Origin of the sequence: Rhizobium sp. G187 (assembly GCF_051549525.1) — a bacterium.
In the GTDB taxonomy this organism is placed as follows: domain Bacteria; phylum Pseudomonadota; class Alphaproteobacteria; order Rhizobiales; family Rhizobiaceae; genus Allorhizobium.
Window position 1 is genome coordinate 521,771 of the sequence record NZ_JBPUGM010000003.1, and the last position, 25,581, is coordinate 547,351.

General features: G+C 62.1%; 25 protein-coding genes and 1 tRNA gene. 16 read left to right on the forward strand and 10 right to left on the reverse strand.

Annotation, left to right across the window (positions count from 1 at the left end; all coding sequences use genetic code 11):
- Positions 1 to 118 precede the first annotated feature (118 nt).
- From ACSV9I_RS11670 to ACSV9I_RS11680, 3 genes are all read left to right on the forward strand, one after another.
- Positions 119 to 1,219, forward strand: a complete 1,101-nt coding sequence (locus ACSV9I_RS11670; protein WP_438329001.1) for a Gfo/Idh/MocA family protein — start codon at positions 119 to 121, stop codon at positions 1,217 to 1,219.
- Positions 1,220 to 1,245: 26 nt separating this feature from the next.
- Positions 1,246 to 1,887, forward strand: coding sequence for a ThuA domain-containing protein (locus ACSV9I_RS11675; protein ID WP_438329002.1), 642 nt, complete (start codon positions 1,246 to 1,248; stop codon positions 1,885 to 1,887).
- A 167-nt stretch (positions 1,888 to 2,054) separates the two neighbouring features.
- Positions 2,055 to 2,717 (forward strand): hypothetical protein, encoded by a 663-nt coding sequence (locus tag ACSV9I_RS11680; protein ID WP_438329003.1) that lies wholly within the window; start codon positions 2,055 to 2,057, stop codon positions 2,715 to 2,717.
- Between the two features lie 47 nt (positions 2,718 to 2,764).
- On the opposite strand, the gene ACSV9I_RS11685 is transcribed toward ACSV9I_RS11680, so the two are convergent.
- Both ACSV9I_RS11685 and mnmA read right to left on the reverse strand, forming a co-directional pair.
- Positions 2,765 to 2,841, reverse strand: a tRNA-Met gene (locus tag ACSV9I_RS11685).
- A 161-nt stretch (positions 2,842 to 3,002) separates the two neighbouring features.
- Positions 3,003 to 4,199, reverse strand: coding sequence for a tRNA 2-thiouridine(34) synthase MnmA (gene mnmA / locus ACSV9I_RS11690; protein WP_438329004.1), 1,197 nt, complete (start codon positions 4,197 to 4,199; stop codon positions 3,003 to 3,005).
- A gap of 185 nt (positions 4,200 to 4,384) precedes the next feature.
- On the opposite strand from mnmA, the gene dgcA reads away from it, so the two are divergent.
- On the forward strand, positions 4,385 to 5,368 hold the full coding sequence (dgcA, locus tag ACSV9I_RS11695; RefSeq protein WP_438329005.1) for an N-acetyl-D-Glu racemase DgcA: 984 nt from the start codon (positions 4,385 to 4,387) through the stop codon (positions 5,366 to 5,368).
- 219 nt (positions 5,369 to 5,587) lie between these two features.
- On the opposite strand, the gene ACSV9I_RS11700 is transcribed toward dgcA, so the two are convergent.
- Positions 5,588 to 6,256 (reverse strand): hypothetical protein, encoded by a 669-nt coding sequence (locus ACSV9I_RS11700; RefSeq protein ID WP_438329006.1) that lies wholly within the window; start codon positions 6,254 to 6,256, stop codon positions 5,588 to 5,590.
- 182 nt (positions 6,257 to 6,438) lie between these two features.
- Between ACSV9I_RS11700 and ACSV9I_RS11705 the strand changes: the two genes are divergently transcribed.
- Both ACSV9I_RS11705 and ACSV9I_RS11710 read left to right on the forward strand, forming a co-directional pair.
- Entirely contained in the window at positions 6,439 to 7,209 is a 771-nt protein-coding gene (locus ACSV9I_RS11705; protein ID WP_438329007.1) for an HpcH/HpaI aldolase family protein, read from the forward strand.
- Positions 7,210 to 7,254: 45 nt separating this feature from the next.
- Positions 7,255 to 8,247 (forward strand): Ldh family oxidoreductase, encoded by a 993-nt coding sequence (locus ACSV9I_RS11710; RefSeq protein WP_438329008.1) that lies wholly within the window; start codon positions 7,255 to 7,257, stop codon positions 8,245 to 8,247.
- 48 nt (positions 8,248 to 8,295) lie between these two features.
- Here ACSV9I_RS11710 and ACSV9I_RS11715 read toward each other — a convergent pair whose 3' ends face one another.
- Together ACSV9I_RS11715 and ACSV9I_RS11720 are read right to left on the reverse strand one after the other, a co-directional pair.
- Entirely contained in the window at positions 8,296 to 9,648 is a 1,353-nt protein-coding gene (locus tag ACSV9I_RS11715) for a sigma-54-dependent transcriptional regulator (RefSeq protein WP_438329009.1), read from the reverse strand.
- Positions 9,645 to 11,513: a sensor histidine kinase gene (locus tag ACSV9I_RS11720; RefSeq protein ID WP_438329010.1), complete on the reverse strand. Its 1,869-nt coding sequence runs from the start codon at positions 11,511 to 11,513 to the stop codon at positions 9,645 to 9,647. The genes ACSV9I_RS11715 and ACSV9I_RS11720 overlap by 4 nt, the downstream gene beginning before the upstream one ends.
- Positions 11,514 to 11,759: 246 nt before the next feature.
- Between ACSV9I_RS11720 and ACSV9I_RS11725 the strand changes: the two genes are divergently transcribed.
- On the forward strand, positions 11,760 to 13,091 hold the full coding sequence (locus ACSV9I_RS11725) for a dicarboxylate/amino acid:cation symporter (protein ID WP_438329011.1): 1,332 nt from the start codon (positions 11,760 to 11,762) through the stop codon (positions 13,089 to 13,091).
- Positions 13,092 to 13,191: 100 nt separating this feature from the next.
- Here ACSV9I_RS11725 and ACSV9I_RS11730 read toward each other — a convergent pair whose 3' ends face one another.
- Positions 13,192 to 13,500 (reverse strand): ribbon-helix-helix domain-containing protein, encoded by a 309-nt coding sequence (locus ACSV9I_RS11730; RefSeq protein ID WP_438329012.1) that lies wholly within the window; start codon positions 13,498 to 13,500, stop codon positions 13,192 to 13,194.
- A 219-nt stretch (positions 13,501 to 13,719) separates the two neighbouring features.
- Here ACSV9I_RS11730 and ACSV9I_RS11735 point away from each other — a divergent pair, with 219 nt between their 5' ends.
- The 3 genes from ACSV9I_RS11735 (at position 13,720) to ACSV9I_RS11745 (ending at position 16,444) form a co-directional block, all read left to right on the forward strand.
- Positions 13,720 to 14,115: a VOC family protein gene (locus ACSV9I_RS11735; protein WP_054157211.1), complete on the forward strand. Its 396-nt coding sequence runs from the start codon at positions 13,720 to 13,722 to the stop codon at positions 14,113 to 14,115.
- A 125-nt stretch (positions 14,116 to 14,240) separates the two neighbouring features.
- Complete coding sequence (locus ACSV9I_RS11740; RefSeq protein ID WP_438329013.1) at positions 14,241 to 14,771, forward strand: gluconate 2-dehydrogenase subunit 3 family protein; 531 nt, start codon at positions 14,241 to 14,243, stop codon at positions 14,769 to 14,771.
- Positions 14,772 to 14,872: 101 nt separating this feature from the next.
- The gene (locus ACSV9I_RS11745) at positions 14,873 to 16,444 is read left to right on the forward strand and encodes a GMC family oxidoreductase (protein ID WP_438329014.1); all 1,572 of its coding nucleotides are present in this window, start codon (positions 14,873 to 14,875) and stop codon (positions 16,442 to 16,444) included.
- A gap of 74 nt (positions 16,445 to 16,518) precedes the next feature.
- Here ACSV9I_RS11745 and ACSV9I_RS11750 read toward each other — a convergent pair whose 3' ends face one another.
- Genes ACSV9I_RS11750 through ACSV9I_RS11760 form a run of 3 tightly spaced genes read right to left on the reverse strand, consistent with a single transcriptional unit; the run spans position 16,519 to position 18,727 of the window.
- Positions 16,519 to 17,712 (reverse strand): ceramide glucosyltransferase, encoded by a 1,194-nt coding sequence (locus tag ACSV9I_RS11750; RefSeq protein WP_438329015.1) that lies wholly within the window; start codon positions 17,710 to 17,712, stop codon positions 16,519 to 16,521.
- A gap of 59 nt (positions 17,713 to 17,771) precedes the next feature.
- Positions 17,772 to 18,371 carry a DedA family protein gene (locus tag ACSV9I_RS11755; protein ID WP_438329016.1) on the reverse strand — a complete coding sequence of 200 codons (600 nt, stop codon included), beginning with the start codon at positions 18,369 to 18,371 and terminating at the stop codon, positions 17,772 to 17,774.
- Positions 18,368 to 18,727 (reverse strand): hypothetical protein, encoded by a 360-nt coding sequence (locus ACSV9I_RS11760; RefSeq protein WP_156318480.1) that lies wholly within the window; start codon positions 18,725 to 18,727, stop codon positions 18,368 to 18,370. Before ACSV9I_RS11760 ends, ACSV9I_RS11755 begins: the two co-directional genes overlap by 4 nt.
- Before the next feature lie 92 nt (positions 18,728 to 18,819).
- On the opposite strand from ACSV9I_RS11760, the gene ung reads away from it, so the two are divergent.
- The 5 genes from ung (at position 18,820) to ACSV9I_RS11785 (ending at position 23,127) form a co-directional block, all read left to right on the forward strand.
- Complete coding sequence (gene ung, locus ACSV9I_RS11765; RefSeq protein WP_438329017.1) at positions 18,820 to 19,518, forward strand: uracil-DNA glycosylase; 699 nt, start codon at positions 18,820 to 18,822, stop codon at positions 19,516 to 19,518.
- 108 nt (positions 19,519 to 19,626) lie between these two features.
- Positions 19,627 to 21,069, forward strand: a complete 1,443-nt coding sequence (locus tag ACSV9I_RS11770) for an aldehyde dehydrogenase family protein (RefSeq protein ID WP_438329018.1) — start codon at positions 19,627 to 19,629, stop codon at positions 21,067 to 21,069.
- A 308-nt stretch (positions 21,070 to 21,377) separates the two neighbouring features.
- Positions 21,378 to 21,776 (forward strand): DUF1236 domain-containing protein, encoded by a 399-nt coding sequence (locus tag ACSV9I_RS11775; protein ID WP_438329019.1) that lies wholly within the window; start codon positions 21,378 to 21,380, stop codon positions 21,774 to 21,776.
- A 75-nt stretch (positions 21,777 to 21,851) separates the two neighbouring features.
- Positions 21,852 to 22,220 carry a hypothetical protein gene (locus tag ACSV9I_RS11780; protein WP_438329020.1) on the forward strand — a complete coding sequence of 123 codons (369 nt, stop codon included), beginning with the start codon at positions 21,852 to 21,854 and terminating at the stop codon, positions 22,218 to 22,220.
- Positions 22,221 to 22,371: 151 nt separating this feature from the next.
- Positions 22,372 to 23,127 (forward strand): metallophosphoesterase family protein, encoded by a 756-nt coding sequence (locus tag ACSV9I_RS11785; protein WP_438329021.1) that lies wholly within the window; start codon positions 22,372 to 22,374, stop codon positions 23,125 to 23,127.
- Between the two features lie 23 nt (positions 23,128 to 23,150).
- Here ACSV9I_RS11785 and ACSV9I_RS11790 read toward each other — a convergent pair whose 3' ends face one another.
- A complete protein-coding gene (locus ACSV9I_RS11790; protein ID WP_438329142.1) occupies positions 23,151 to 24,059 on the reverse strand; it encodes a DMT family transporter in 909 nt (302 codons plus the stop codon).
- 213 nt (positions 24,060 to 24,272) lie between these two features.
- Between ACSV9I_RS11790 and ACSV9I_RS11795 the strand changes: the two genes are divergently transcribed.
- A complete protein-coding gene (locus tag ACSV9I_RS11795; RefSeq protein WP_054157222.1) occupies positions 24,273 to 25,571 on the forward strand; it encodes an adenylosuccinate synthase in 1,299 nt (432 codons plus the stop codon).
- Positions 25,572 to 25,581: the final 10 nt, after the last annotated feature.

Sequence of the window (25,581 nt, forward strand, 5' to 3'; positions counted from 1 at the left end):
TGACCTCGCACCGATTTGCACCCAGTCTGCCCGCGATCGATGAGCAGCGAGGAGGGGCGGTTTCGCCTTTGCCCATCGGTCATTCTGGCTCAAAGCCTGGGAGAGAGGTTTTTCATTCATGCAGCGGATTGGCATTGGCATCATTGGATGCGGCAATATTTCAAGCACTTATCTTAAAGGCCTCGCGCATTTTCCGATTCTGAAGATCTGCGGCATCGCCGATCTCAATCCAGACCTGGCACAGGCGCGTGCGGCCGAGTTCGGGGTCCCGGCCTGCTCGATCGACGCGCTTCATGCCGATCCCGACGTCGCCATCATCGTCAACCTGACGGTCCCAAAAGCGCATGTCGAAGTGGGGTTGAAGGCGCTCGACGCGGGCAAACATGTTTATTCGGAAAAGCCGCTGGGCGTCACATTTGGGGAGGGAAAACGCCTGCTTGACCGGGCAAATGCACGCGGGCTTCGCGTTGGTTCCGCGCCGGATACATTTCTCGGTGGGGCGCACCAGACGGCCCGCGCTGTGGTCGATGCAGGGGCCATCGGCCAGCCGATCGGCGGTACGGCCTTCTTCATGTGCCCGGGCCATGAGCGATGGCATCCCAATCCGGATTTCTACTACGAGGCAGGCGGCGGGCCGATGCTCGATATGGGCCCCTATTACATCACCGACCTCGTCAACCTGCTCGGTCCCGTCGAAAAGGTGGCGGGCTTTGCCACGAAGGTGCGCGACACGCGCCGCATCGGCAGCGAGCCGCGCCGGGGCGAGGTGATCCCTGTTGATGTGCCGACCCATGTCACCGGGCTGATGTCCTTCGTCAACGGTGCTGTCGTGCAGATCACGATGAGCTTTGACGTTGCTGGACATCGCCACACGCCGCTCGAAATCTATGGAACGGATGCGACGCTGATCGTGCCCGACCCCAACCACTTTGGCGGTGACCTCTTCCTTTTGCCGCTGGTCGGTGAGGCGCAAGGCAAGCCGGTCACGCTGCCCTATGCCGAGGGCAACTGGCGCTCGCTCGGCGTTGCCGACATGGCCTTCGCCATCGCCAACAATCGTCCGCACCGGGCCAATGGCGATCTGGCGCTGCATGTGCTGGAAGTCATGGAAGCCTTCCAGACGGCCTCCGACCGAGGCGAAACGGTTGCGATGACGACCCGCGTCGAGCGGCCTGCGCCACTTGCCGCATCGCTTGTCGACGGCAGCCTCGGCCGCTGATCCTCATCATGAACAGGGATACACACATGCGTCAGGCTTTGATTTGCTGGGGCGGCTGGGATGGACACCAGCCGCAGGAATGCGCCACCCTCGTTTCCGCCATGCTGGAGGCTGAGGGTTTCTCCGTACGCGTCGAGCCGGGAACGGAAGCCTTTGCCGACCCCGTCATTCGCGACTACAGCCTCATCGTGCCGATGCTGACGATGACCAAGATCGAGAAGGCCGAGATCGAGAACCTCGAACTGGCGATCCGCGGCGGCGTGGGCCTCGGCGGCTTCCACGGCCAGGCCGGAGACAGTTTTCGCGACTGCGTGCAATACCAATACATGATCGGCGGCCAGTGGGTCGCCCATCCCGGCAATATCTATGATTACACGGTCAATATCGTGAAGCCCGACGATCCGCTCGTATCAGGCATTGGCGATTTCCCTTATCGCTCCGAGCAGTATTACATGCATGTCGACCCGAACAACGAGGTGCTGGCGACGACCACCTTTACCGGCGAGCATGATGCCTGGATCGACGGGCATGTGATCCCGGTGGTGTGGAAGCGTCGCCACGGGCAGGGCAGGGTGTTCTACTCCTCGCTCGGTCACCAGGCGGCGGAGTTCGAGGTGCCGCAGATGCGGGAGATTGTGAGGCGGGGATTGGTATGGGCGGCTAGATGAGGGTAGTTCGACGAATTTGACCGCTCACTTCCGTTTGCGTGTCAATCGTGTAGCATCACTGCAACCGAAGAGGGTTGGAGATCATCCATCACAGTATGTATGCTGTGTAGGCAAGCGCTCCACAGGAGCCGCATCAGGGGGCCACTAGCGAGAGCGGCAATGCGCAAATGAAATGGTTGTCCGAGAATCTCTCTCATATCTACGCAGTGGTGTTTGGCTTGATCGCGGTGCTGTTTCTCGGCCTGTTTGCCTACCTTTTGGTGAACGGTCGTGACGGACAGATTTTGTCACTGGTGGCGGCTCTGGTCTGCGTTCTAGCCGCCAGATTCGCCGATATCGTTAGCTTCAGCATTGGAACAGACGGACTGAAGGCTGATCTTACGAAGCGAATTAGGGAGGCCGAGGTTTCACTTGAACAATTTCAGAAATTGTCTGTGACGTGGGCTCGCATCGCTTTGGAGCATCTACACGGCTCACGGTACACGAACAAAATTCGGTACCGCGATATCGCGGGCTTTACCGAAGAAATACGGCAGGCACTGCAGGGCGACGCCGACGGACTTAATCTTGTAAATGAAACGACTTATAGATGGGATTGCTTTCACTACAGCCAAGAACTCATTCAGCCGGCAATAAGGGAGATGGACTCAAATGTTGTCTTTGCCTTCCTCAAGCCGTTTCAAGACGCTGGCAATAACCCCGCATCAAGTGAATGGCAGGAGTTCGTGAGGCAACAAGCGCTCGGTGGCACCGATTTGCTTGAGGCGCTCGAGGACCTGCGATTCTATGAGCAGAACCGGCGCCATCGGCGCGGCGGCATGATGTGGTAACGATCTCAATTCAATGAATGAGGACTAGCTACTTTCACGATGAATTTTGGTAGCGGGAGGCGGACTTGAACCGCCGACCTTGGGGTTATGAATCCCACGCTCTAACCACCTGAGCTATCCCGCCACACATCGGAGCATCTGGGCCCTGAGGCCGTCGCCGTCCGAAGCGATGGGCGGCTTATAAGGCGAGGGTCCGATCAAAGTCAAGCGCGGTTCTGTCAAAATCCGCGCGGGTTTTCGCAGGTTTGCCCAGCAGTCTGGAGGCAGGGCAAAAAGCGTGTGTCTTCAGGCGGCCACCGGGCTCGCGAGAAGGGCCTTCAGCGAGGCCTCGGCTTCGCTTGAGCGCTCGGAGCGCTCGATGAAGCCGCCGCCATAGACGCGGGCGTCGGCACCGGTCGCCGAATAGAGCACGCAGGCCTGGCCAGGTGCGACGCCGGCTTCGCCGATCTCGAGATCGACATAGACGCCGCGCTCATCGGCATGCAGGACGGCAGGCGTTGGCGGGCGGGTGGAACGCACCTTGGCGAAGCAGGGCATGCCGTCGGCGGCATCTTCGGCGAGCGTCCGGTCGCCCAGCCAGTTGATGTCGCGCAGATAGACGCGGTGGGTTTCCAGCGCTTCCTTCGGGCCGACGATGACGCGGCGCGAGCGGGCGTCGAGATAGATGACGTAGAGGGGCTCGCCTGTGGCGACGCCCAATCCCTTCCGCTGGCCGATCGTGTAATGCAGGATGCCTTCGTGGTTGCCGAGAACGCGGCCATCGAGGTGCACGATATCGCCAGCCAGAGCCGCATTCGGCTTCAGCTTGTTGATCACGTCGGCATATTTGCCCTGCGGCACGAAACAGATGTCCTGGCTATCGGCTTTCTGGGCCACGACGAGGCCCATGTCTTCAGCAAGCACGCGGACTTCCGCCTTCGACATGGCGCCGAGCGGAAAGCGCAGATAGTCGATCTGCTCCTGCGTGGTGGCAAAGAGGAAGTAGCTCTGGTCGCGTTCCGAATCGATCGGGCGGAAGAGGGCGCGGTGGCCGGGGTCATTGGCGAGCGGTACGGACTTCGAGCGGATGTAATGGCCGGTTGCCAGCGCATCGGCGCCCAGTTCCCTGGCTGTCGCCAGAAGGTCGGCGAACTTGACCGTCTGGTTGCAGGCAACGCAGGGGATCGGCGTTTCGCCGGCGACATAGCTTTCCATGAACGGGTTGATCACGGTGTCGCGAAAACGCTGTTCGTAATCGAGCACGTAATGGGGAATGCCGAGCGTTTCGCAGACACGGCGGGCATCGTCGATGTCCTGGCCGGCGCAGCAGGAGCCGGCCCGGTGAACGGCGGCGCCATGATCGTAGAGCTGCAAGGTGATGCCGAGGACATCATAGCCCTCGCGCTTCAGAATGCCGGCGACGACAGACGAATCCACGCCGCCCGACATGGCGACGACAACGCGCGTATCTTCCGGTCTCTTGTCAAAATCCAGCGTGTTCAAGGGCTTCGTCTCTGTGCTTCATGTGACCGTTTCGTGATCCCCGAGTGGGAGGGATCTGGGCAAGGTTTCCTGGCGTTTCCGCCTGCTGCCGGTACTGGTCCTGTTGTTGACGGATATAGAAAGGATTGCTTGTTCGTGCAAGAGCAGCGATTCGCGCGGGCACGTGCCGCAAAGGAGGTTTCGATATGCCGGTTGAGATGATTGTCACGCCTGAGAGCTTTCCGATTGCCGGCAGCTTCACCATCTCGCGCGGCTCGAAAAGCGAGGCGAAGGTGGTCACTGTGCGTCTCACGGATGGGGTGCATGTGGGGCAGGGCGAATGCGTGCCCTATGCGCGCTATGGCGAAACCGTGGAGAGCGTCGTCGAGGTGCTCCGGGCGCTGGTGCCGGAGGTGGCGCAGGGGCTGGACCGGGCGGGACTGCAGACGCGGCTGAAACCCGGTGCTGCACGCAATGCGCTCGACTGCGCTTTCCATGATCTCGAAGCCAAGCGGGCGGGTGTGCCGGTCTGGCAACTTCTGAAGTTACAAGAGCCGAAGCCGCTGTCGGTCACCTACACGCTGTCGCTCGGCACGGCTGACAGCATGAAGGCTGCGGCGCAAAAGGAGGCCCATAGACCTCTGTTGAAGGTGAAGCTCGGCGGCGAGGGCGATGTGGATCGGATAAAGGCGGTCCGATCCGGTGCGCCGCGCTCGGCGATCATTGTCGATGCCAATGAGGGCTGGACGCTTGATCAATACAAGGCGCTGGCACCGGTGTTTCTCGATCTTGGCGTGCAGCTGGTCGAGCAGCCGTTCCCGGCAGGCGCGGATGACGCGCTTCTGGGGCTGGACCGCGTGCTGCCCGTCTGTGCCGATGAGAGCTGTCACGACACGGCATCGCTCGCCGCCCTCAAGGGCAAGTATGATGCCGTCAACATCAAGCTCGACAAGACCGGCGGGCTGACGGAAGCGCTTGCCATGCGCGATGCGGCTGTTGAGGCTGGCTTCGAGATCATGGTCGGCTGCATGGTCGGCACATCGCTGGCCATGGCTCCGGCTTTCCTGATTGGCCAGGGGGCGGCTTTCGTTGATCTCGACGGGCCGCTGCTTCTGGCGCGCGACCGCGAGCCGGCGATTGCCTATGACGGCGCGGTGATGCCGCTGCCGCCGCGTGGGTTGTGGGGGTGAGATTACAGCGCTGTCTTGTGCCGTGAAAGCCCCCCTCTGCCCTGCCGGGCATCTCCCCCACAAGGGGGGGAGAGTGGATGAGGCGCCGGCCTGGTGCTCGGCTCTGCGGCTGAAAAGAGGCTACACGCGCGACGCCCGCTCTCCCCCCTTGTGGGGGAGATGTCACGCAGTGACAGAGGGGGTGATGATCAAGCCGCAGCGGGACAACCAGCCGCAACCTCACGCCTTCGCCATCCAGATCATGTGCTTCATGCCGCGTCCGGTTTTTCCCGCACGGGTCGGGATCTCCTCTGTCGTCAATCCGCAGTCCCTGAGGCGTCGGGTGAAGCGCGGATCGGGGCCGGAAGACCAGATGCCGAGTATGCCGCCGCGGGTGAGTGCTGTCTTGGATTTGCGAATCCCGTCATGGGAATAGAGGCTGTCGTTCTCTTCGCGGGTGAGGCCATCAGGGCCATTGTCGACGTCGAGCAGGATGGCGTCGAACTGGCCTTTTGACGTTGCGATCAGGGCGCCGACATCGCCGACATGGACTGTCACCCTTGGATCGTCGAGGCTGCCCTTATGGATCTCGGCCATCGGCCCGCGCGCCCAGTCGACGACGGCGGGCACGAGTTCGGCAATGGTGATCCTGCCGTCAGCGGGGAGGATGGCGAGGGCGGCGCGGAGCGTAAAGCCCATGCCGAGGCCACCGATCAGGATGTGCGGGCGCTTGTGAGTAGAGATCCGCTCGAAGGCCAGCGTGGCCAAGGCCTCTTCCGAGCCGCTCAGGCGGCTGTTCATCAGCTCGTTGGTACCGAGCATGATGGAAAACTCGGTGCCGCGGCTTTTCAGGCGCAGTTCGCCGCCGCCGGGAATGGCGGCCGTGTCGAGCTGGATCCAGGGAAGCATGGCAGACCTCTGAGGGGTGAAAGACGTGTCCCCGTATCACGAGGCCTCATGCCGCTTCAACCAGCGACGACGCGGAGCACGTACCGAAGCGTGACGATCGGGCCTTGCGGGATAGGATACCGGCGGCGCATCTTGCGGGCGACCGAGTCTATGCAAGTCCAAGTCCGTGCAGGAGAGTGCCGATGCCCGCCCCGAAAAACACCTTCAAGTCCGCGCTGAGCGAAACCGATGATCTGCTTGTCGGGTTATGGGTGGCGCTGGCGAGCCCCCATGTGGCGGAAGTCTGTGCCGGTGCAGGTTTCGACTGGATCCTGATCGACGGCGAGCACGGGCCGAATGACATTCCGCTGATTGCCGCACAACTCGCAGCCGTCGCCCGCCAGCCGGCCCATCCGGTCGTGCGGCTTGCCGTTGGCGAAACCTGGCTGATCAAGCAGGCGCTTGATATCGGCGCGCAGACGCTGATGATCCCGATGGTGGAGACGGCGGATCAGGCCGAGCAACTGGTCCGCGCGCTGCGCTATCCGCCCGAGGGTGTGCGGGGCATGGGTGCGAGCCTGGGGCGCGCCTCCGATTTCGGCCGCATTGCTGATTATGCCGAGACGGCCAATGCCGAAGTCTGCCTGATCGCCCAGATCGAAAGTGCACTCGGTATCGAAAACGCCGATGCCATTCTGGCCACGCCCGGTGTCGATGCCGTGCTGATCGGCCCTGCCGATCTTGCCGCCGACATGGGCTATCGCGGGAACCCGACGCATCCGGTTGTCATGGAAGCGGTCGAAGCGCTGATCGGCAAGATCGTGGCCGCGGGCAAGCCTGCCGGCATCATGTCCGGCGATGCTGCCATGCTTGCCATGGCGCGGCGCGCCGGTATCCGTTTCTTTGCCCAGGCGAGCGATGTCGGCCTGCTCGCCAAGGCCGCATCCCAGCTCGCGCAGTCCATGCGCGATTGATTAGGCGCGATTGACGTTTTTCCCGATATTTCAAATGGATTTGCAATGAAGCTCACACTTGATGAAGCCGAGGCCTTGGTTCTCGGCGCCCTTTGCCGTTCCGGCGTGACGGAGACCAATGCCGCCTCCGTTGCCCGTGCACTGATTGCGGCGGAAGCCGCCGGACAAGGCGGGCATGGCTTGCGCCGGGTTGAGGCCTACTCGGCCCAGGCGCGTGCCGGCAAGGTCGATGGCCGCACCGCGCCCGTGGCGCAACGGCCGAGGCCCGGCGTGCTGACCATCGATGCGATGAACGGCTATGCTTATCCGGCGCTTGATCTTGCTGTCGAAATGCTCCCCGCGATTGCCCGCGCTCAGGGGATTGCGATTGCCACCATCCATCGCTCGCACCATGCCGGCGTGATGGGGCTAACCGTCGGGCGGTTTGCCGATCAGGGGCTGGCGGCGATGATGTTTGCCAATGCGCCAGCCTCGATGGCGCCCTGGGGCGGCAACAAGGCGCTTTACGGCACCAACCCGATTGCCTTTGCGGTGCCGGTCGAAGGCGATGATCCAATCGTGGTCGATCTGGCGCTCTCCAAGGTGGCGCGCGGCAAGATCATGGCCGCCCGGCAAAAGGGCGAGGCGATCCCGGATGACTGGGCTTTCGATGTCGATGGTCAGCCGACGACGGATGCGAACCGTGCGATGGATGGCTTCATGGCCCCGCTTGGTGGCGCCAAGGGGGCAGCCCTTGCGATGATGGTCGAGATCCTTTCGGCGGGTCTGATTGGCGCCAACTACGCGTTCGAGGCCTCGTCATTGTTTGATGACAAGGGGCCGCCGGTCGGGCTCGGCCAGACGATCATTGCGATTGATCCGGTGGCGACGGGTGGTTCCGGTGTCTTCGGCCGGCTCGCACTGTTGGCGGAGGAAATCGGTGCGCAGGAGGGTGCGCGCATTCCGGGCCGTCGCGGCCAGGGGCTGGCGAAAACGGCTGAGGCCTCAGGCCTCGAGATCGAGGACGATGTGATCGCAGCGATCAAGGCGATCGGCTGACCCATTGTTTCGGCGCCTGCGCATAAGGCGAGGGCGGGGAGTCCGCCATCAGCCCTGATCGGCATAGTCGTTGCGGGTAATGCCGTGGCGCTGGAGCTTGTCGTAGAAGGTCTTGCGCGGGATGCCCAACGCCTCCAGCGTCCGGCGCACGTCACCGTCATTGTCGCGCAGGGCGTTGCGGATGACGGTGCCTTCAAAGCGCTCCACCCGTTCCGGCAAGGTGCCCTGCTGATCGAGACTTTGCGTGTCGGAGGCGGGCTGCGGTGGCGGGGTGATGCCAAGCACGGTGCGTTCGGCATAATGGGCGAGCTCGCGGACATTGCCCGGCCAGGCATGGTTGTCGAGATGGCGCCGGATTGCATCGGTCAGCGCCGGCGGCTCTCGCTTGAAGCGTTCGGCGGCGCGGGTGGCGAAATGGGCAAAGAGCAGCGGGATATCGGCGCGGCGTTCGCGAAGCGGCGGGATCGAGACCGTCACCACGTTGAGGCGGTAATAGAGATCCTCGCGGAAATCGCCGCGTTCGGCCGGATTGCCGAGATCGATTTTGGCGGCTGCGACGACACGCAGGTCAACCGGGCGGATCTCGTTGGTGCCGAGCGGGCTCACTTCGCGCATTTCCAGAACGCGCAGCATCTTCACCTGGGTGGCGAGCGGCATGCTCTCGATCTCGTCCAGAAACAGCGTGCCGCCGCTTGCATGTTCTATTCTGCCGATGCGCTTCTTCTGGGCGCCGGTAAAGGCGCCGGCCTCATGGCCGAAGAGTTCGCTCTCGATGACTGTCTCGGGCAGCGCCCCGCAATTGAGCGCGACGAAGTTGCCGCTTCGGCGTCGGCTCCATCGATGCAGGAGCGTGGCGACGACTTCCTTGCCGCTGCCGGTCTCGCCCGCGACCAGCACGTCGATATCGGTGTCGGCAATCTGACGCAGCGTCTGGCGCAGATGCTCCATGGCCGGCGTCTGGCCAATCAGCGGCAGGTCGTCCCGGCTTGCCTCGGCCGTCTGGCGCAGGCGGCGGTTCTCGATCACCAGCCGGCGCTTTTCTATGGCGCGGGCGACGCTCTGCACCAACCGGTCGGCGGCAAAAGGCTTGGCGATGAAGTCATAGGCGCCGTCCTGCATGGCGCGAACCGCCATGGTTATGTCGCCATGGCCGGTGATCAGCAGGACGGGTAAGTCCGGGTCGAGGGCACGGATGCGGGCGAAGAGTTCCAGCCCGTCCATGCCGGCCATGCGGATATCGCTGATGACGACCGCTTCGAGATCGGCGGAGAGCACCGCGAGCGCTTCGCCGGCGGAGGCAAAGTCGCGCACCGGAAAGCCGGCGAGTTCCAGTGTCTGGCGCGTGGCGCGGCGAAGGGCGGCATCATCGTCGACGAGGATGATTTCGATGGCATTGCTCATGATAGGGCCCGCTTGAGGGTAACGGTGAAGGTGGTGCCGGCGGGCGAGCTGTCGACCGCGATGCGGCCGCCATAATCACTGACAATGTCCTTGCAGATGACAAGGCCGAGGCCGAGGCCGGCTTCCTTCGATGTGTTGAACGGGGTGAAGAGGTTGTCGAGGATTGTGGGTGGGATGCCGGGGCCGTTGTCCGCGACGATAACCGTCACTTCGTCCGGGCCACCGGTTCCGACCTGGACCGTGATGCGGCCGTCGGCCTGCGGCTCCAGCGCTTCCAGCGCATTCTGCAAAAGGTTGATCAGAACCTGTTCCAGCCGGATCCGGTTGGCCATGACACGGATCTCCGGGGAAATGGCATCGATCGCCAGCATGTCGAGGCTGCCTGAAAAGCGGCTGCGCAGGAGGAGAAGCGCACCGTCGACGGCGGTCTTCAGGTCTACCGGTTCGGCGGCGGCGCGGCCCTTGCGGGCAAAGCCGCGCAACTCATTGGTGATGGCGCCGATGCGATCGGTGAGGTCGCCGATCAAGCCAAGGTTTTCGGCGGCTGGCGCGCTTTGTCCCCGGTCGAGGAAGGTGCGGGCATTGTCGGCATAGGCGCGGATGGTCGCGACGGGTTGGTTGATTTCATGCGCGACGCCGGCCGCGACCTGGCCGAGAATGGCCAGACGATTGGCCTGGACCAGGTCATGCTGCACGGTCTGCAGCCGGGTTTCCGTGGCGCGGTGTTCGCCGATTTCCGTTTGCAGCCGGTCGCGGGCGATGGTCAGTTCGCGCGTCCGGGCCGTCACCTCGCGCTCCAGTTCGTCGCGGGCTGCCTGATCGGCGGCCTGCCGGCGCAGCATGCGGTTTCTGCGATAAAGCAGCAGGGCGGCCAGGGCGAAGAGCGGCAGCATGACCAAGAGTGCGGCCAGGCGGGCCTGCCACATGCCTGTTTCGAGAACGCTGCCGGCTGGCGCCAGCACATGCATCTGCCAGGGTGTTCCCGGCACATCGAGCACCAGGGCGAGATGGGCTTGTGCCGGTACGTCATCCGTGACCTGCGCCAGTGCCATGGACCGGCCGTCACGTTCGGGCAGGGGGCGGATGGGAAGCCGCTCCAGCGAGGCTTCGCCGAATTGCAGGCTTTCGCGGAGGGCGGCGCGCTCCGGCGGCGGAATGTCCGTGGTGCTGAAAAAGCGCCAGGGTGGACGACTGGTGATCAGTACGATGCCGCGCTGATCGGTGACGAAGGTGGTTCTGTCAGACCGTCCCCAGTCCCGCTCCAGCCCGTCGAACTCGACCTTGACGACTACGACGCCAAGGGCCGCGCCGCTGTCGTCAACAACGCGTTGCGACAGATAGAGGCCGGGCCGTTTGCTGACGCTGCCCAGTGCGTAGTGCTCGGCGCTTCCAACCGCCATGCCACGCTTGAAGTATTCGCGGAACGTATAGTCGTTGCCAACAAAGCTGTCCGCTTCGCGCCAGTTGCTGGCGGCAATCGCACTGCCGTTGCGGCCCACGACATAGATGACGGATGTCTTGGTGCCGAGCACCAGTGCTTCAAGTTTCCGGTTCAAGCTATCAAGCGCTTCTGGCGTCGGATTGCCAAGCGTTGCGCTCACCTGCCGGTCGGCAGCGAGCACCAGCGGCAAGGCACGCGGGCGTTCCAGAGTGGCCTGGAGCAGGGCGCGCTTGAGGGCTGCGTCCTCGTCGAGATCGTCGGCCAGCGTCGACAGCGCGTTGCGCATGCCCGCTTCGCCAGCAAGGAACAGGCCGGCCGCCAAAGTGGCGAGGGCAATGACCAGATAGATCAGCCAGGAGACGCCCAGGCCGGTCCGGCGTTTTGCAGTCTGGTCGAAGGCGGGAGAGGGCGAGGTTGCGATCATTTCCTATTGTGCGACTTTTCGCACGAACTTCCAAGGGGCGTGTGCGGATAATTGCACATTCATGATGGATGTGAATTGGAACGCAAGATTTTATTCATTGAGTTCAATCGCTTGTGCCGGTTCGCTGTGTTTGGCACGCAGCTTGCTGATATGCACGTGACGGGGCTTGCTCCGTGTTTCCATTCACAAGCGCTTCAGCCCGGGAGGTCGGAACCATGTTCCGTCAGGGCGAAAACGGAGGAAATCATGCATATCGATACCGCGGGTCACGCGCCCGAGGGCAAGCAGCCCTTCTACAAGCATCTCTATTTCCAGGTTCTGGCCGCGATCATCGCCGGCATCCTGCTTGGCCATTTCTATCCGGAAATCGGCGCGCAGTTGAAGCCACTTGGTGATGCCTTCATCAAACTCGTCAAGATGATCATCGCACCGGTCATCTTCCTGACGGTCGCAACCGGCATTGCCGGCATGACCGACCTGAAGAAGGTCGGCCGTGTTGCCGGCAAGGCGATGCTCTACTTCCTGACCTTCTCGACGCTGGCCCTGGTTGTCGGCCTTATCGTGGCAAACGTCGTGCAGCCCGGTGCCGGCATGCATATCGACCCGGCTACCCTCGATGCCAAGGCTGTCGCGACCTATACCGAAAAGGCGCATGACACGACCATTGTCGGCTTCCTGATGAACATCATCCCGACGACCATTGTCGGTGCCTTTGCAGATGGTGATATCCTCCAGGTTCTGTTCTTCTCGATCCTGTTCGGCATTTCGCTGGCGATGGTCGGTGAGCGTGGCAAGCCGGTCACCGACTTCCTGCAGGCGGTCATTGCCCCGGTTTTCAAGCTCGTTGCCATCCTGATGAAGGCGGCACCGATCGGTGCCTTCGGCGCCATGGCCTTCACCATCGGCAAATATGGCATCGGCTCGGTGACCAATCTCGCCATGCTGATCGGCACGTTCTACCTGACCTCCTTCCTGTTCGTTGTCGTCGTGCTTGGCGCGGTTGCTCGCTATAACGGCTTCTCGATCCTGGCGCTGATCCGCTACATCAAGGAAGAGCTGCTGCTGGTGCTGGGTACCTCGTCATCGGAAGCCGCCCTGCCGGGCCTGATGAACAAGATGGAAAAGGCCGGCTGCAAGCGCTCGGTCGTCGGTCTTGTCATTCCGACGGGCTATTCCTTCAACCTCGACGGCACGAATATCTACATGACGCTGGCAGCGCTGTTCATCGCCCAGGCGACAGACATTCCGCTGTCGCTCGGTGATCAGATCCTGCTGCTCGCCGTTGCCATGCTGAGCTCGAAGGGGGCGGCCGGCATTACCGGTGCGGGCTTCATCACGCTCGCCGCAACGCTCTCGGTCGTGCCCTCGGTGCCGGTGGCCGGCATGGCGCTGATCCTCGGGATCGACCGCTTCATGTCGGAATGCCGGGCGCTCACCAACTTCATCGGCAATGCTGTTGCGACCGTGGTCGTTGCGCGCTGGGAAGGCGAACTCGACGAGAGCCTCTTCCACGCTGCGCTAGGCGGCAAGGTGCTTGAGGACGCCGATATCCAGCCGGAGCTTCAGCCGGCTGAGTGATTTTCCGCGCCGACCCAAGACGGCGATCGGAACAGAAGCGCGGCCCGGTTCTCCTCGGGCCGCGCTTTTTGCATTCTCACCGCAGGAGCGCCCGGTCGCGTCACTCAGCGGCGATGATGTGGAACTCCTGTGGGGCGTTCGGATTTTGAGCCTTGCCCATCAGGTAGATCAGACAGCTCGTTCTGAGCAGTGAAGCGAAGTTCGATACCGATCCGTTAATCTCCAGCGCCTCGTCGTAGAGCGTGGAGAGGAAGCGGGACGTCGAAAAGTTCTGGCTGGCGGCAATCTCGTCGATCAGCACCCAGAAGGCCGCTTCCAGCTGGATGCTGGTTGAATGGCCGGCGATACGGACAGAGCGGTTGACCGCTCGGTAGCGGGCCGGATCCTGTCCTGCGAAGACTTCACACATGGCATATTCCTCCCGATTTCTATTGTTTTCTTTGCACTATGGATCGGCACTTATCGGAGGTCAATTTCCGTATTGGCTAAAGTGCATCTCCTCTGCTGCCATGGTTCGATGGCGGTGCGCGGTTCAAAAAAATCGATGCGGTAGCCGGCTGCTACCCTGCTTTTCACAACTGGAGCATGATCGCAGCATCATGCATGCCCTGAAGACGAGGACGACACATTGGCGAAGATGATCCATTCCATGATCCGGGTGCTGGACGAGGCAAAATCAGTCTCTTTCTATTCCCAAGCTTTCGGCCTTGAGATTGCGGAGCGCCTGGATTTCGAGACCTTCACGCTGATCTACATGAGCAATGCCGAGTGCGAATTTGAGCTGGAACTCACCGTCAACAAGGGACGGGAAGAGGCCTATACTCTCGGTGATGGCTACGGCCATCTTGCGCTCAGCGTATCTGATCTCGATGCCGAGCACAGCCGCATGACAGATCTTGGGCTCTCGCCGAACAAGATCGTCGAATTCAACCGCGATGGCCATCTGCTTGCGCGGTTCTTCTTCATCACCGATCCGGACGGCTACAAGATTGAGGTCCTGCAGCGTCACGGACGTTACAAGTGATCGTGGGGCCGGACGGTTGGAGGACCGTCCGGCCCCATTTGTTTCAGCAGTCGGCAGATGCGGTTTGAGCGTCGGCCATCGCAGACGGCGCATTGCCGTCCGCACCATCACGGGAGGAGATTGACGTGGTTACGATACTCGACAAGACGGGCAACATGTCTCGTCGGCAGCTCCTGAAGACAGGTGCTGCCAGTGCGGTGCTGGTCATTACCGGCACGGCGGTGATCTGTCCGGAGCAGGCCTGGGGGCTTGAAGCAACGACCCTCAAGCCGGACAGCCTTGCAACGCTGATCAAGCTTGCGCGTGACATCTATCCACATGACCAGCTCGCCGACCGCTTCTATGCGGCGGCTGTCAAGGGCCAGGACACGATGGCGGGCAAGGACGAAAAGCACAAGGCGCTGATCGAGGACGGCATTGCCGATCTCGACAAACGCGCCGGTGCCGGCGGTTATCGCGGCCTCGGCTGGGAGGATGACCGGCTCGCAATCCTGCGGGAGATTGAGACGACCCCCTTTTTCCAGGCGGTGCGCGGCGACCTCGTGGTCAGCCTTTATAACCAGAAAGAGATCTGGCCGATCTTCGGCTACGAGGGCGAGTCCTATTCCAAGGGCGGCTATATCGAGCGCGGGTTCAACGACATCGCCTGGCTCTGAGCCTTACCCCCAAGACACGCCATTCATCGTCGCCGGAGGAGGCCCATCGCGGATGGGACGGCGGCGCTTACGCAAATTGACCGATTTCCCGGGAGGAAAACATGGCAGCGCCCTATGATCTCAACGACGACAGTGTGGTCGTCATCATCGGTTCCGGTGCAGGCGGTGGTACACTTGCCAACGAGCTTGCCCAGAAGGGCATCGACGTGGTCGTGCTCGAAGCCGGTGCCCGCATCGAACACGAGGAATTCATCAATGACGAATGGGACAGTTTTGCCCAACTCGCCTGGCTCGACCACCGAACGACCGGCGGCGGCTGGCGGGTGTCGAAGGACTTCCCTAATCTGCCGGCCTGGATCGTCAAGGCTGTTGGCGGCACGACGACCCACTGGGCTGGCGCCTCGCTGCGCTTCCAGGAGCACGAGTTCAAGACGCTGACCCATTACGGCAAGGTTGAGGGTGCCAATCTTCTCGACTGGCCGATCACGCTTGCCGATCTCGAGCCTTACTACGCCAAGGCTGAGGACAAGATGGGCGTTACCCGCACCAATGGCATCGAGGGGCTGCCGGGCAACAACAACTTCAAGATCCTGAAGGCCGGTGCCGACAAGCTCGGCTACAAGGACTGTCACACCGGCAACATGGCAATCAACTCGGCCGAGCGCGACGACCGGATGAGCTGTCAGCAGACAGGCTTCTGTTTCCAGGGCTGTAAATGGGGTGCCAAGTGGTCGACGCTCTACACGGAAATTCCGAAGGGCGAGGCGACCGGCAAACTTGAAGTGCGGCCGCAGTCGCATGTCATCAAGATCGAGCATGATGCCAATGGCAAGGTGAATGCCGTCGTCTATGCCGACAAGGACGGCAACATGAAGAGCCAGAAGGCGCGCATCGTCTGCGTTGCCGGCAATTCCATCGAAAGCCCACGCCTGCTGTTGAACTCCGCTTCCTCAAAGTATCCGGATGGTCTGGCCAACTCCTCCGGTCAGGTGGGCAAGAACTACATGCGCCACACGACCGGCTCGGTCTATGCCGTGTTCGACAAGCCGGTGCATTTCTATCGCGGCACGACCATGGCCGGGATCATCCGCGACGAGGCCCGGCACGATCCGTCACGCGGCTTCGTCGGTGGTTATGAGCTTGAAACGCTCGCACTTGGTCTGCCCTTCATGGCGGCCTTCCTCGATCCGGGTGGTTGGGGCCGTTCGTTCACCTCGGCGCTCGACAACTACGCGAACATGGCGGGGCTGTGGATCGTCGGCGAAGACATGCCGCAGGAGCAGAATGCGGTGAAGCTGCATGCCGAGCTCAAGGATAAATACGGCATGCCGATCCCGGATGTCTGGTTCACCGATCATCCGAATGACGAGGCGATGCGCAATCACGCCTACAAACAGGGTGTGGCGCTCTATGAGGCGGTCGGTGCCAACAGGGCCTTCCCGACACCACCCTATCCGTCGACCCACAATCTCGGCACCAATCGCATGAGCGAGAAAGCGCAGGACGGTGTCGTCAACAAGTGGGGTCAGACCCACGATATCCAGAACCTCTTCGTTTCAGACGGCAGCCAGTTCACCACGGGTGCTGCGGAAAATCCGACCTTGACGATCGTGTCTCTCGCGATCCGACAGGCGGATTACATCGCCGAGCAGATGGGCCAAGGCACGATCTGACCGGCAAGCATACCTCCCTCTTTGCGGGCGGCGTTGTCTAAAGGCAGCTCCGCCCGCCTTTTCGTGGGCGGATGTCAGTGGCTGCGGGCCGCGACCAGAGCACGGGCCTTGTCGCGGGTGCGGGCCACCGCGCGGCGCAGGCGGGCCGGGCGAGGTTCGCCATCGGCCACGGTCATCGCATTGCCGCGCCAGACAAAGCCGTTGCCGAACCAGGCGGAAATGAAGAGGGCCGGCAAGGCGAGGTCGCGCATCACCATCGCCGGCAGCATGCGCCAGCCGGAAGGCCAGCCATAGGCGCGCGCAAGCAGCATTTCTGCTGCATACCACAGACCGAGATAGGCCATGGGGGCTGCGGGATGGATATGGCCTGTTGCGGCCAAAGCCGCGACTGTGATCGCGGGCAGGGCGGCGCCGACCAGGATTTCCGGCAGGAAGCAGAGCGGGAAGGACACGCGCCGCAGCCGGGCCCAGCGCAGCTGGCGTTTCCACACGGCGGCAAGGCTGCGTTTGCCGAGTGGCTGGGCGAAGGGCTGGGGGACGAGGTGAACATTGAGGCCGGCGCCGCGGACAAGGCGGGTTGCGGCCGCGTCTTCAGCCACTTGTTCGCCGAGGCGCTCGAAGCCGCCCATATCGGCCATCAGGTTTCGGTTGAACAGCATGGCCTTGCCCTGAGCAAAGCCAAAACCGGCTTCATCCGCCAGGAGCTGGAAGCGCGCCTGGAAACTGTTGAGCCAGGCACTCTCGACATAGGCGCCGAGGTTGGCCGGTTCCGTGCCGATTGGCGGGGCGCAGACGAGGCCGGTTTCGTCGTCCCAGCGATCCAGCATCCGGGTGATCAGATCCGGTGGCATCAGGACATTGCTGTCGACCATGACGATCCAGTCATGCCGTGCTGAGCGCCAGCCCTTGATGACGTTGTTCATCTTGGGATTGACGCTGAGCCTGTCCTCGCCGACGAGCAATTGGGCCGGGATGGACGGGTGCTCGGTCATGATCCGGCGGGCAACCGCAGCTGCCGGATCGTCTGGATCGGCAATGCAGAGGATGACCTCATAATCCGGCCAGTCGAGCTCGAAAGTGGTGGTGAGGCAGCGCTCGAGATTGTTCTCCAGTCCGCAGAGAGGCCGCAGCACCGTGACAGGCGGGCGAAAGGCAGGTCTGCCAGTCTCTACATTGGTACCATGGCGGTGCCTCAGAGCCAGCAGCAGGCCGACGCTTACGGTCTGGACGGCAAGGGCAGTGGTGGCGAACAATATCGACAGACTCATCCCAGTCCTCGGGCGGATCATTCAACGGTGGCCACCGGATAGCACCGCTGCATGACAGTTCAGCGACTGCGCCTGAGGATGGTGACAATCTTCAAGCCCAGATAGACGGCGAGCCCGCCCGTGACGATCAGGCCGCTGACATTGCCGCTGATTTCGGCGATCTGGGTGACGTTGTCGCTGAAGGTGGCGCCGAGGCCGGTATAGACGCCAACCCACACGCCTTCGCCGGCGATGCCGGCCAGGGTAAAGCGCAGCCAGGAAAACCGCGCAGCCCCTGCAAGCAGATTGAGATAGGGGCCAAGTGGTGACAGGAGCCAGCGCGTCAGGAAGACGGCTGCGGCGCCCCGCGCCGCCATTTGCTGCTCGGCCCTGTCGAGAGCGGCCTTGCGCGCGGGGTTTGCGGCCAGCCATTCGACCAGGCGGCGGCCGCCGGTCTGGCCGATGAGATATCCCATCTGATCGCCGCCGACGGCGGCACCCAGGGCCACGGCCAAAACGGCCCAGAGCGTGAAATCGCCCGCGGCGGCGAAGGCCCCCATCAGCATCATGACAATGGAACCGGGCAAGGGGGCACCCAGACAACTGATGAAGATGACGCCGGCCAGGAGAGGCAGGCCATAGATCGGAAGCGACGCCAGAAGCGTTTCCGTCAAGCTCATCGCTTGTCCTTTTCGGCGCGCAGCCGGGCGATGGCTGCCTCAAGCTCGGTCCTGAAATCGGAGAATGTCTGTCCGCGTTCTTTGGCAAGCCGTTCGAGTGAGGGACGCGGTGCGTTGCGCGGCGGCGGCGCCACATCCAGATCCCTCGCAAGGCGTTCGACCGGCACATGCCAGGAATGGGCCACGTAACCCAGCGTCATCCAGGCTTCGACCGGCTGATTTCGATGCGCAGGATCATTCCAATAACTCACGAACAGGGCGGTGCGGATGGCGAAGAACAGGACCAGCCCGAGAACAAGCACAAAGCCCGAGACAAGCAGTCGGTTCTGCCGCCACAACCGGATCAATCTGTTCACGTCGTTCTCCCGAACCCATATCTTGGTTGACAGACGTTGCCGTCACGCTTCAATCCGTGCCGGCATCTAACGCGACCGGGAGAGTGACGGCAATGGCGGCGGGCGATATCCGACTGGATGATAGCTGGAAAGCGGTGCTGGGCGACGAGTTTTCAAAGTCCTACATGCGCGACTTGAAAGCCTTTCTCAGCCAGGAGAAAGCCGAGGGCAAGCATATCTTCCCGGCCGGATCCGAATATTTCCGGGCGCTGGATCTGACGCCGCTCGATCAGGTGCGGGTCGTCATCCTTGGGCAGGATCCTTATCATGGAGCCGGTCAGGCCCATGGCCTCTGCTTTAGCGTGCGGCCGGGTGTCCGGGTGCCGCCGTCGCTCGTCAATATCTACAAGGAGCTGAAAAGCGATCTCGACGTCGAGCCACCCGGTCATGGATTTCTCGAGCATTGGGCCCGGCAGGGCGTTCTTTTGCTCAACAGCGTGCTGACCGTTGAGGAGGCTCGGGCCGCCTCGCATCAGGGACGCGGTTGGGAGACCTTCACGGATGCCGTCATCCGGTCCGTCAACGAACAATGCGAGCATGTGGTCTTTCTGCTCTGGGGGGCTTATGCGCAGAAGAAGGCCGCCTTCGTGGATCGTAGCCGGCATCTGGTGTTGAAGGCACCACATCCGTCGCCGCTCTCCGCCCATGCCGGATTTCTCGGCTGCCGGCATTTCTCGCAGGCCAACCGCTATCTCGAGGAAAAGGGGCGGGCGCCGATTGACTGGCAATTGCCGTCGCTCGAGCAGGTCTGACCTCAGGACGCCCGATTTGCCCGACATCCTGCATTGACGCGTCTTGCAGTCAAAAATTTGCTGATCGATAGTAGACGCCCCTCAACCGAATCTCTTCCCGGAGCCTGAATGTCCCAGCATCTGAAATTCTACATCGACGGCGCCTGGGTCGACCCCATGGTTCCGGCCCTGCTCGATGTCGAAGATCCGTCGAAGGAAGAACCTTTCGCCACCATCGCGATCGGCAGCAAGGGGGATGTGGATCGTGCCGTCGCGGCGGCAAAGGTGGCGTTTCCGTCTTTCTCAGTCACTGAGCCTGCGGAACGGCTGGCATTGCTGCGCCGAATCCTCGACGCATACAACGCCCGGTTCGACGATATCGCCGATGCTGTCAGCCGCGAAATGGGGGCGCCTCTGCATTTTGCGCGCGATTCTCAGGCCGCAGCCGGCCGTGCTCATCTCGAAGCGACGATTGCGGCGATGGAGCAGTTTTCCTTCAGCGAATTGCGCGGTTCCACCATGATCGTTCGGGAAGCGATCGGTGTCTGCGCGCTGATCACGCCGTGGAACTGGCCGCTCAACCAGATCGTCTGCAAGGTGGCACCGGCGATTGCCGCCGGTTGCACCATGGTTTTGAAACCTTCGGAGATCGCGCCGATCTCCGGGCTCATCTTTGCCGAAGTGATGGAGGCCGCGGGCACGCCGAAGGGCGTGTTCAATCTGGTCAACGGGCGGGGCCCGGATGTCGGCCAGGTCATGGCCTCGCATCCTGACGTCGACATGGTCTCGTTTACCGGTTCGACCCGGGCCGGCGTCATCGTCGCCAAGGTCGCTGCCGACACCGTCAAGCGGGTTGCGCAGGAGCTGGGCGGCAAGTCAGCCAATATCATCCTGGCCGATGCCGATCTCGAATCCGCGGTGCGCGAGGGTGTTGAGGCCTGTTTCGGCAATTCCGGCCAGTCCTGCGATGCACCGACGCGTATGCTCGTGCCGGCGGAATGGCATGACGAGGCGTTGCACATTGCCCGCGAAGCAGCCGAGAGCCTTGCCGTTGGCAATCCGCGCGATCCCGACACCGATCTCGGGCCTGTGGTCAGCCTCACCCAGTTCAACAAGATCCAGCAGCTGATCGAAATGGGGATCGAAGAAGGGGCGCTTCTGGTTGCCGGTGGCCCGGGGCGGCCGGAGGGGCTGACGCGGGGGTATTATGTCCGCCCGACCGTGTTCGGCCATGTGTCGCCCGATATGACCATCGCGCGGGAGGAAATCTTCGGGCCGGTGCTGTCGATCATCCCGTATCAGACGGAAGAAGAGGCGATCGCCATCGCCAATGACACCGTCTACGGGCTCGCCGCCTATATCCAGTCAAATGATATCAATCATGCCCGTCGGGTGGCATCGCGCATGCGGGCAGGTTCCGTCTATCTCAACTACCCCGCATGGGACACCGCCGCCCCCTTTGGCGGATACAAGCAATCCGGCAATGGTCGCGAATATGCCGATTGGGGAATCCACGACTTCCTTGAGGTCAAGGGTATTGTCGGCTGGCAGGGTACGCCCGCCAGCGAATGACCCCCGCATCGCAAGCTTTGTCAGGGTCTGTGGCCATCGCCACGGACCTTTTGCCTTCTTTGCAGGTTCTACCCAACGGTGACTCGAACGGACCCTGACGGCCAGGGTCTCCTGGAGTAATTTTGTCGTCTGAAATATAGAATCGGCAATATCGCCAGACTTTGCGCATGGTTCAGCCCTATTCGAGCTCATTTCTCCCCGTATTAGAATATTTCCCGGTCGATATCTCCTGGTCGACCCCGCTCATGGAACAATTCCGTTTCTCTGGTGTTCTTATCCCCAGTATCAAAGACGGAAAGGACGAAACCATGCGTACGAAGACATTTGTTGTTGCTTCCCTGCTTCTTGGTGCCGCTTGTGCACCTGTCATGGCTCAGGAAGGCACTGTCACTGGCGCTGCCGGCGGTGCCGTCACCGGTGCCATCGTCGGTGGTCCCGTTGGCGCAGCAGTCGGCGGCGTCGTTGGTGCGATCGCCGGTACGGCCGTTGCCCCGCCGCCGGAAACGGTGGTGACTTATGTTCGCCAGCAGCCTGTTGCCACCGCGCCAGTGGTGATCGAGCAGCGTGTGGTCGTCGGTGAAGCCCTGCCGCGGCAGGTCGTACTGACGCCTGTGCCTGACAACCCGACCTATGCCTATGCCATCGTCAATGACCAGCGCGTCATCGTCGACCCTGAGACCTATGTCGTCGTCGGTGTCGTCCAGTAAGACCCGGCGCTTGAATCCACCATAAACAATGGCCGGAAACGACAGTGTTCCGGCCGATAACCTGGAGGTTACACCATGGACCAGAGACCAGATCCGCGCCTCGACCAGCGCCCGCCTGTCACCCCGCCGCTTGCGCCGCATGTGACGCAGCAGAATTCCAGCATGGGCGGAACCGGTTGGGCCGTTGCCATCCTGCTGGTTGTCGTCATCGCCGCCGGTGCCTTCTTCCTCTATGGCGGAAACGGCACAGTGGACACGACGGCACCAGCCACCACTGCAACGGAGTCCGCGACCCCGCCAGCTACCGCGCCGACGCCGCCGGCCGCATCGGATGCTGCCCCGGCCGCTCCTGCTGACCCGGCTCCGGCCGCTCCGGCCCCGGCTGATCCGGCTGCACCTGCTCCGGCTCCTGCCGCGCCCGGTAGCGCTCCGACCACCCCGTAAGGCACAGCGGGCCGGGAGGGCGTCAGAGCCCGCCACCAACAGACAAAAGGCCAGCCTTGAAAAGGGCTGGTCTTTTCGCGTCTGGTGTCTTGGAGGCTGCACGATATCTGGTGCATAAGGTTGTGCATTCCATTCGGAGACTGAAGAACACATGTTCCTCGAACAAGGCAGGATGCCGCGGCTCGAACTGCCGACGGATCGCTACGCTGCCATATACGCCATCGGTGACGTGCATGGCTGTCATGATTCCTTGCTGGCGCTTGAAGAGAAAATCCGGCTCGATGCCGAAGCTCTCGATGGTCGCAAGCTGATTGTCATGCTCGGGGACTATATTGATCGCGGTCCCCGGTCGGCGACCGTGCTTTATCACCTGACGGCCTCTCCACCGGCGGGCTTTGATCGTATCTGCCTGCGCGGCAATCACGACGACGCCTTTCTCGATTATCTGGAGGGCGATCCGGCGGGCGACTGGTTCCTCGATCACGGGGCCATGGAGACCATGGCGTCCTATGGTGTCGAACTTGCCTCGGCGGGGCCTGTCACGGGCTCCAACCACAAGCTGCGCGAACTTGTACGGTCGGCGGTGCCGTCCTCGCATCTCGAATTTCTGCGGGCTTTGCCGGTCATGCTGACAATTGGCGGTGATGTCTTCGTCCATGCCGGCATCCGGCCGGGGCGGCCGCTGGTCGATCAGACCGACGAAGACCTGATGTGGATCCGGCGATCCTTCCTCGATCTCGGCCCCGGATTGCCGGTCAGGGTGGTCCACGGCCATTCGCCGATGCGGCAGGCACATGTCGGAGCTGACCGCGTCAGCCTGGACACGCATTGTCACAAGACCGGGCGCCTGACGGCGGCGCGGTTTCATCAGGGTGACGTTGTCATCTTCGATACAGCAGCCGGCTGATCAGCAGCTCGACTGCCGACGTCTCAGGCCCGGGCTTTTTTCGAAGCTGTCTGCACAGGCTTGCCCCATTCGGCGATTGCTATGCCCCCAAGGACGAGGGCGAGCGCCAGAATGTGGAAGCTTTCAAGCGTCTCGCCAAGCAGGGTGACGGAGAGCAACGTGCCGAAGACGGGCACGAGATTGATGAACAGGCCGGCCCTGTTGGCGCCGATGACTTCTACGCCCTTGATGTAGAGCACCTGCGAAATCAGTGAGGGCAGCAGTCCGGCATAGAGGATCAGCAGCCAGCCGGTGGTGTCGGGCATAATCATCTGGCCTTTGCTCGCCTCCCACCAGACGAGCGGCAGACAGGTCACCGTGGCCGCGAGCGCCGGCACCGCCATGAGGCTCTTCCAGTGGACCTGCGGTTTCCAGCGCAGCGAGATCGTGTAGATCGCATAGGAGAGGCCGGCAAAGACCATCAGCAGGTCGCCAGCATTCAGTGTCAGCGATAGCAGCCGGTGGATGTCGCCATGCGAGGCGGTGACGGCCGCACCAACGAAGCTGATCAGGAAGCCGAGAATCTGGACCGGTGCTACCGGGATGCGGAAGATGGCGAAATTGATGACGAAGATCAGAACCGGGATGGCGCCCTGTTCGATCGTTGCATTGACGGCGGTGGTGTATTTGAGGGCGGTGTAGAGAAAGCCGTTGAAGGCTGCGTAGCCTATGGCCCCGTAGAAGGCGAGGAGCTTCCAGTTGGCCTTCAGCACATCCCAGTCCTTGCGGATCTGTGGCACCGAGATTGCGAAGATGATCAGGCTCGCCAGGCCCCAGCGGCCAAAGCTCAGGATCATCGGGCTGACGTGGCCGAGTGCCAGCTTGCCGGCGACTGCGTTGCCGCCCCAGAGCAAGGTGGTGATGACGAGAAAAGTATAGGCGCGAACCGGCAAAGTATGGCTTCCTTGCATGCGTCGGCCCCGGTCATACCGGCAAAACCTGCCGTCCCGATGGGCGCGATTGCACCGGAAATAGGTCAGGGGTCTCGCTTTGTCACGCAAAAAGCCGATTCAATGGTCAAGACGGGTCGATTTCCCGAAAACAACACAGTATAGATGCGCGGGTTTGAGTAGGCGCAACGACTGCGCGATATACAGGATTTCGAAATGACGAATGTCGTGGTGATCGGTTCGCAATGGGGTGATGAGGGCAAGGGCAAGATTGTCGATTGGCTGTCCGAGCGCGCCGATATCGTCGTGCGCTTCCAGGGTGGGCACAATGCCGGCCATACGCTCGTCATTGACGGCGTTTCCTATAAGCTCTCGCTTCTGCCATCGGGCGTGGTGCGTCCGGGCAAGCGGGCCGTCATTGGCAATGGCGTCGTTGTCGATCCGCATGCGCTGATTGCTGAAATTGGCCGATTGAAGGATCAGGGCGTCGAAGTGACGCCGGACAATCTGCGGATTGCGGAAAACGCAACACTGATCCTGTCCCTGCACCGCGAACTGGACGGCATGCGCGAAGACGCGGCCTCCAACAGCGGCACCAAGATTGGCACCACGCGCCGCGGTATCGGCCCGGCCTATGAAGACAAGGTCGGCCGCCGTGCGATTCGCGTCATGGACCTTGCCGATCTCGATGCGCTTGAAGGCAAGGTCGATCGCATCCTGACGCATCACAATGCGCTTCGTCGTGGTTTTGGCGCGCCGGAAGTCGAGCATCAGGCGATCATGGAAGAACTGACCTCCGTTGCCGATCGCGTGCTGCCTTTCATGGATTCGGTCTGGAGCCTGCTCGACAAGGAGCGCCGCAAGGGCTCGCGTATTCTGTTTGAAGGCGCTCAGGGCTCGCTGCTCGACATCGACCACGGCACCTATCCCTTCGTCACCTCGTCCAATACGGTCGCCGGTCAGGCCGCTGCCGGTTCCGGCATGGGTCCGGGTGCGCTCGGCTATATCCTCGGCATCACCAAGGCCTACACGACCCGCGTTGGCGAAGGTCCGTTTCCGACCGAACTGCATGATGAAATCGGCCAGTTCCTCGGCGAGAAGGGGCATGAATTCGGCACCGTCACGGGACGCAAGCGGCGCTGCGGCTGGTTCGACGCGGCGCTTGTGCGCCAGTCGGTCGCGACCAACGGCATTACTGGTATCGCGCTGACAAAGCTCGACGTTCTTGATGGCCTGGAAGAGTTGAAGATCTGCGTCGGCTACAAGCTCGACGGCCAGGAAATCGACTATCTGCCCGCCGCTCAGGCCGCCCAGGCGCGGGTCGAGCCGATCTATATTACGCTGGAAGGCTGGAAGGAATCGACTGTTGGTGCCCGCAAATGGGCCGATCTTCCGGCGCAGGCCATCAAGTATGTCCGTCAGGTCGAAGAGCTGATCGGCGCACCGGTTGCCCTGTTGTCGACGAGCCCGGAGCGGGACGACACGATACTTGTGACGGACCCTTTCGAGGATTAAGTTAACCATT

What these genes read in the sequence shown, in the direction of transcription:
- ACSV9I_RS11670 (WP_438329001.1), top strand. Translation starts at nt 119, where the DNA reads ATGCAGCGGATTGGCATTGGCATCATTGGATGCGGCAATATTTCAAGC.
- ACSV9I_RS11675 (WP_438329002.1), top strand. Translation starts at nt 1,246, where the DNA reads ATGCGTCAGGCTTTGATTTGCTGGGGCGGCTGGGATGGACACCAGCCG.
- ACSV9I_RS11680 (WP_438329003.1), top strand. Translation starts at nt 2,055, where the DNA reads ATGAAATGGTTGTCCGAGAATCTCTCTCATATCTACGCAGTGGTGTTT.
- dgcA (WP_438329005.1), top strand. Translation starts at nt 4,385, where the DNA reads ATGCCGGTTGAGATGATTGTCACGCCTGAGAGCTTTCCGATTGCCGGC.
- ACSV9I_RS11700 (WP_438329006.1), bottom strand. Translation starts at nt 6,256, where the DNA reads ATGCTTCCCTGGATCCAGCTCGACACGGCCGCCATTCCCGGCGGCGGC.
- ACSV9I_RS11705 (WP_438329007.1), top strand. Translation starts at nt 6,439, where the DNA reads ATGCCCGCCCCGAAAAACACCTTCAAGTCCGCGCTGAGCGAAACCGAT.
- ACSV9I_RS11710 (WP_438329008.1), top strand. Translation starts at nt 7,255, where the DNA reads ATGAAGCTCACACTTGATGAAGCCGAGGCCTTGGTTCTCGGCGCCCTT.
- ACSV9I_RS11715 (WP_438329009.1), bottom strand. Translation starts at nt 9,648, where the DNA reads ATGAGCAATGCCATCGAAATCATCCTCGTCGACGATGATGCCGCCCTT.
- ACSV9I_RS11720 (WP_438329010.1), bottom strand. Translation starts at nt 11,513, where the DNA reads ATGATCGCAACCTCGCCCTCTCCCGCCTTCGACCAGACTGCAAAACGC.
- ACSV9I_RS11725 (WP_438329011.1), top strand. Translation starts at nt 11,760, where the DNA reads ATGCATATCGATACCGCGGGTCACGCGCCCGAGGGCAAGCAGCCCTTC.
- ACSV9I_RS11730 (WP_438329012.1), bottom strand. Translation starts at nt 13,500, where the DNA reads ATGTGTGAAGTCTTCGCAGGACAGGATCCGGCCCGCTACCGAGCGGTC.
- ACSV9I_RS11745 (WP_438329014.1), top strand. Translation starts at nt 14,873, where the DNA reads ATGGCAGCGCCCTATGATCTCAACGACGACAGTGTGGTCGTCATCATC.
- ACSV9I_RS11750 (WP_438329015.1), bottom strand. Translation starts at nt 17,712, where the DNA reads ATGAGTCTGTCGATATTGTTCGCCACCACTGCCCTTGCCGTCCAGACC.
- ACSV9I_RS11755 (WP_438329016.1), bottom strand. Translation starts at nt 18,371, where the DNA reads ATGAGCTTGACGGAAACGCTTCTGGCGTCGCTTCCGATCTATGGCCTG.
- ung (WP_438329017.1), top strand. Translation starts at nt 18,820, where the DNA reads ATGGCGGCGGGCGATATCCGACTGGATGATAGCTGGAAAGCGGTGCTG.
- ACSV9I_RS11770 (WP_438329018.1), top strand. Translation starts at nt 19,627, where the DNA reads ATGTCCCAGCATCTGAAATTCTACATCGACGGCGCCTGGGTCGACCCC.
- ACSV9I_RS11775 (WP_438329019.1), top strand. Translation starts at nt 21,378, where the DNA reads ATGCGTACGAAGACATTTGTTGTTGCTTCCCTGCTTCTTGGTGCCGCT.
- ACSV9I_RS11780 (WP_438329020.1), top strand. Translation starts at nt 21,852, where the DNA reads ATGGACCAGAGACCAGATCCGCGCCTCGACCAGCGCCCGCCTGTCACC.
- ACSV9I_RS11785 (WP_438329021.1), top strand. Translation starts at nt 22,372, where the DNA reads ATGTTCCTCGAACAAGGCAGGATGCCGCGGCTCGAACTGCCGACGGAT.
- ACSV9I_RS11795 (WP_054157222.1), top strand. Translation starts at nt 24,273, where the DNA reads ATGACGAATGTCGTGGTGATCGGTTCGCAATGGGGTGATGAGGGCAAG.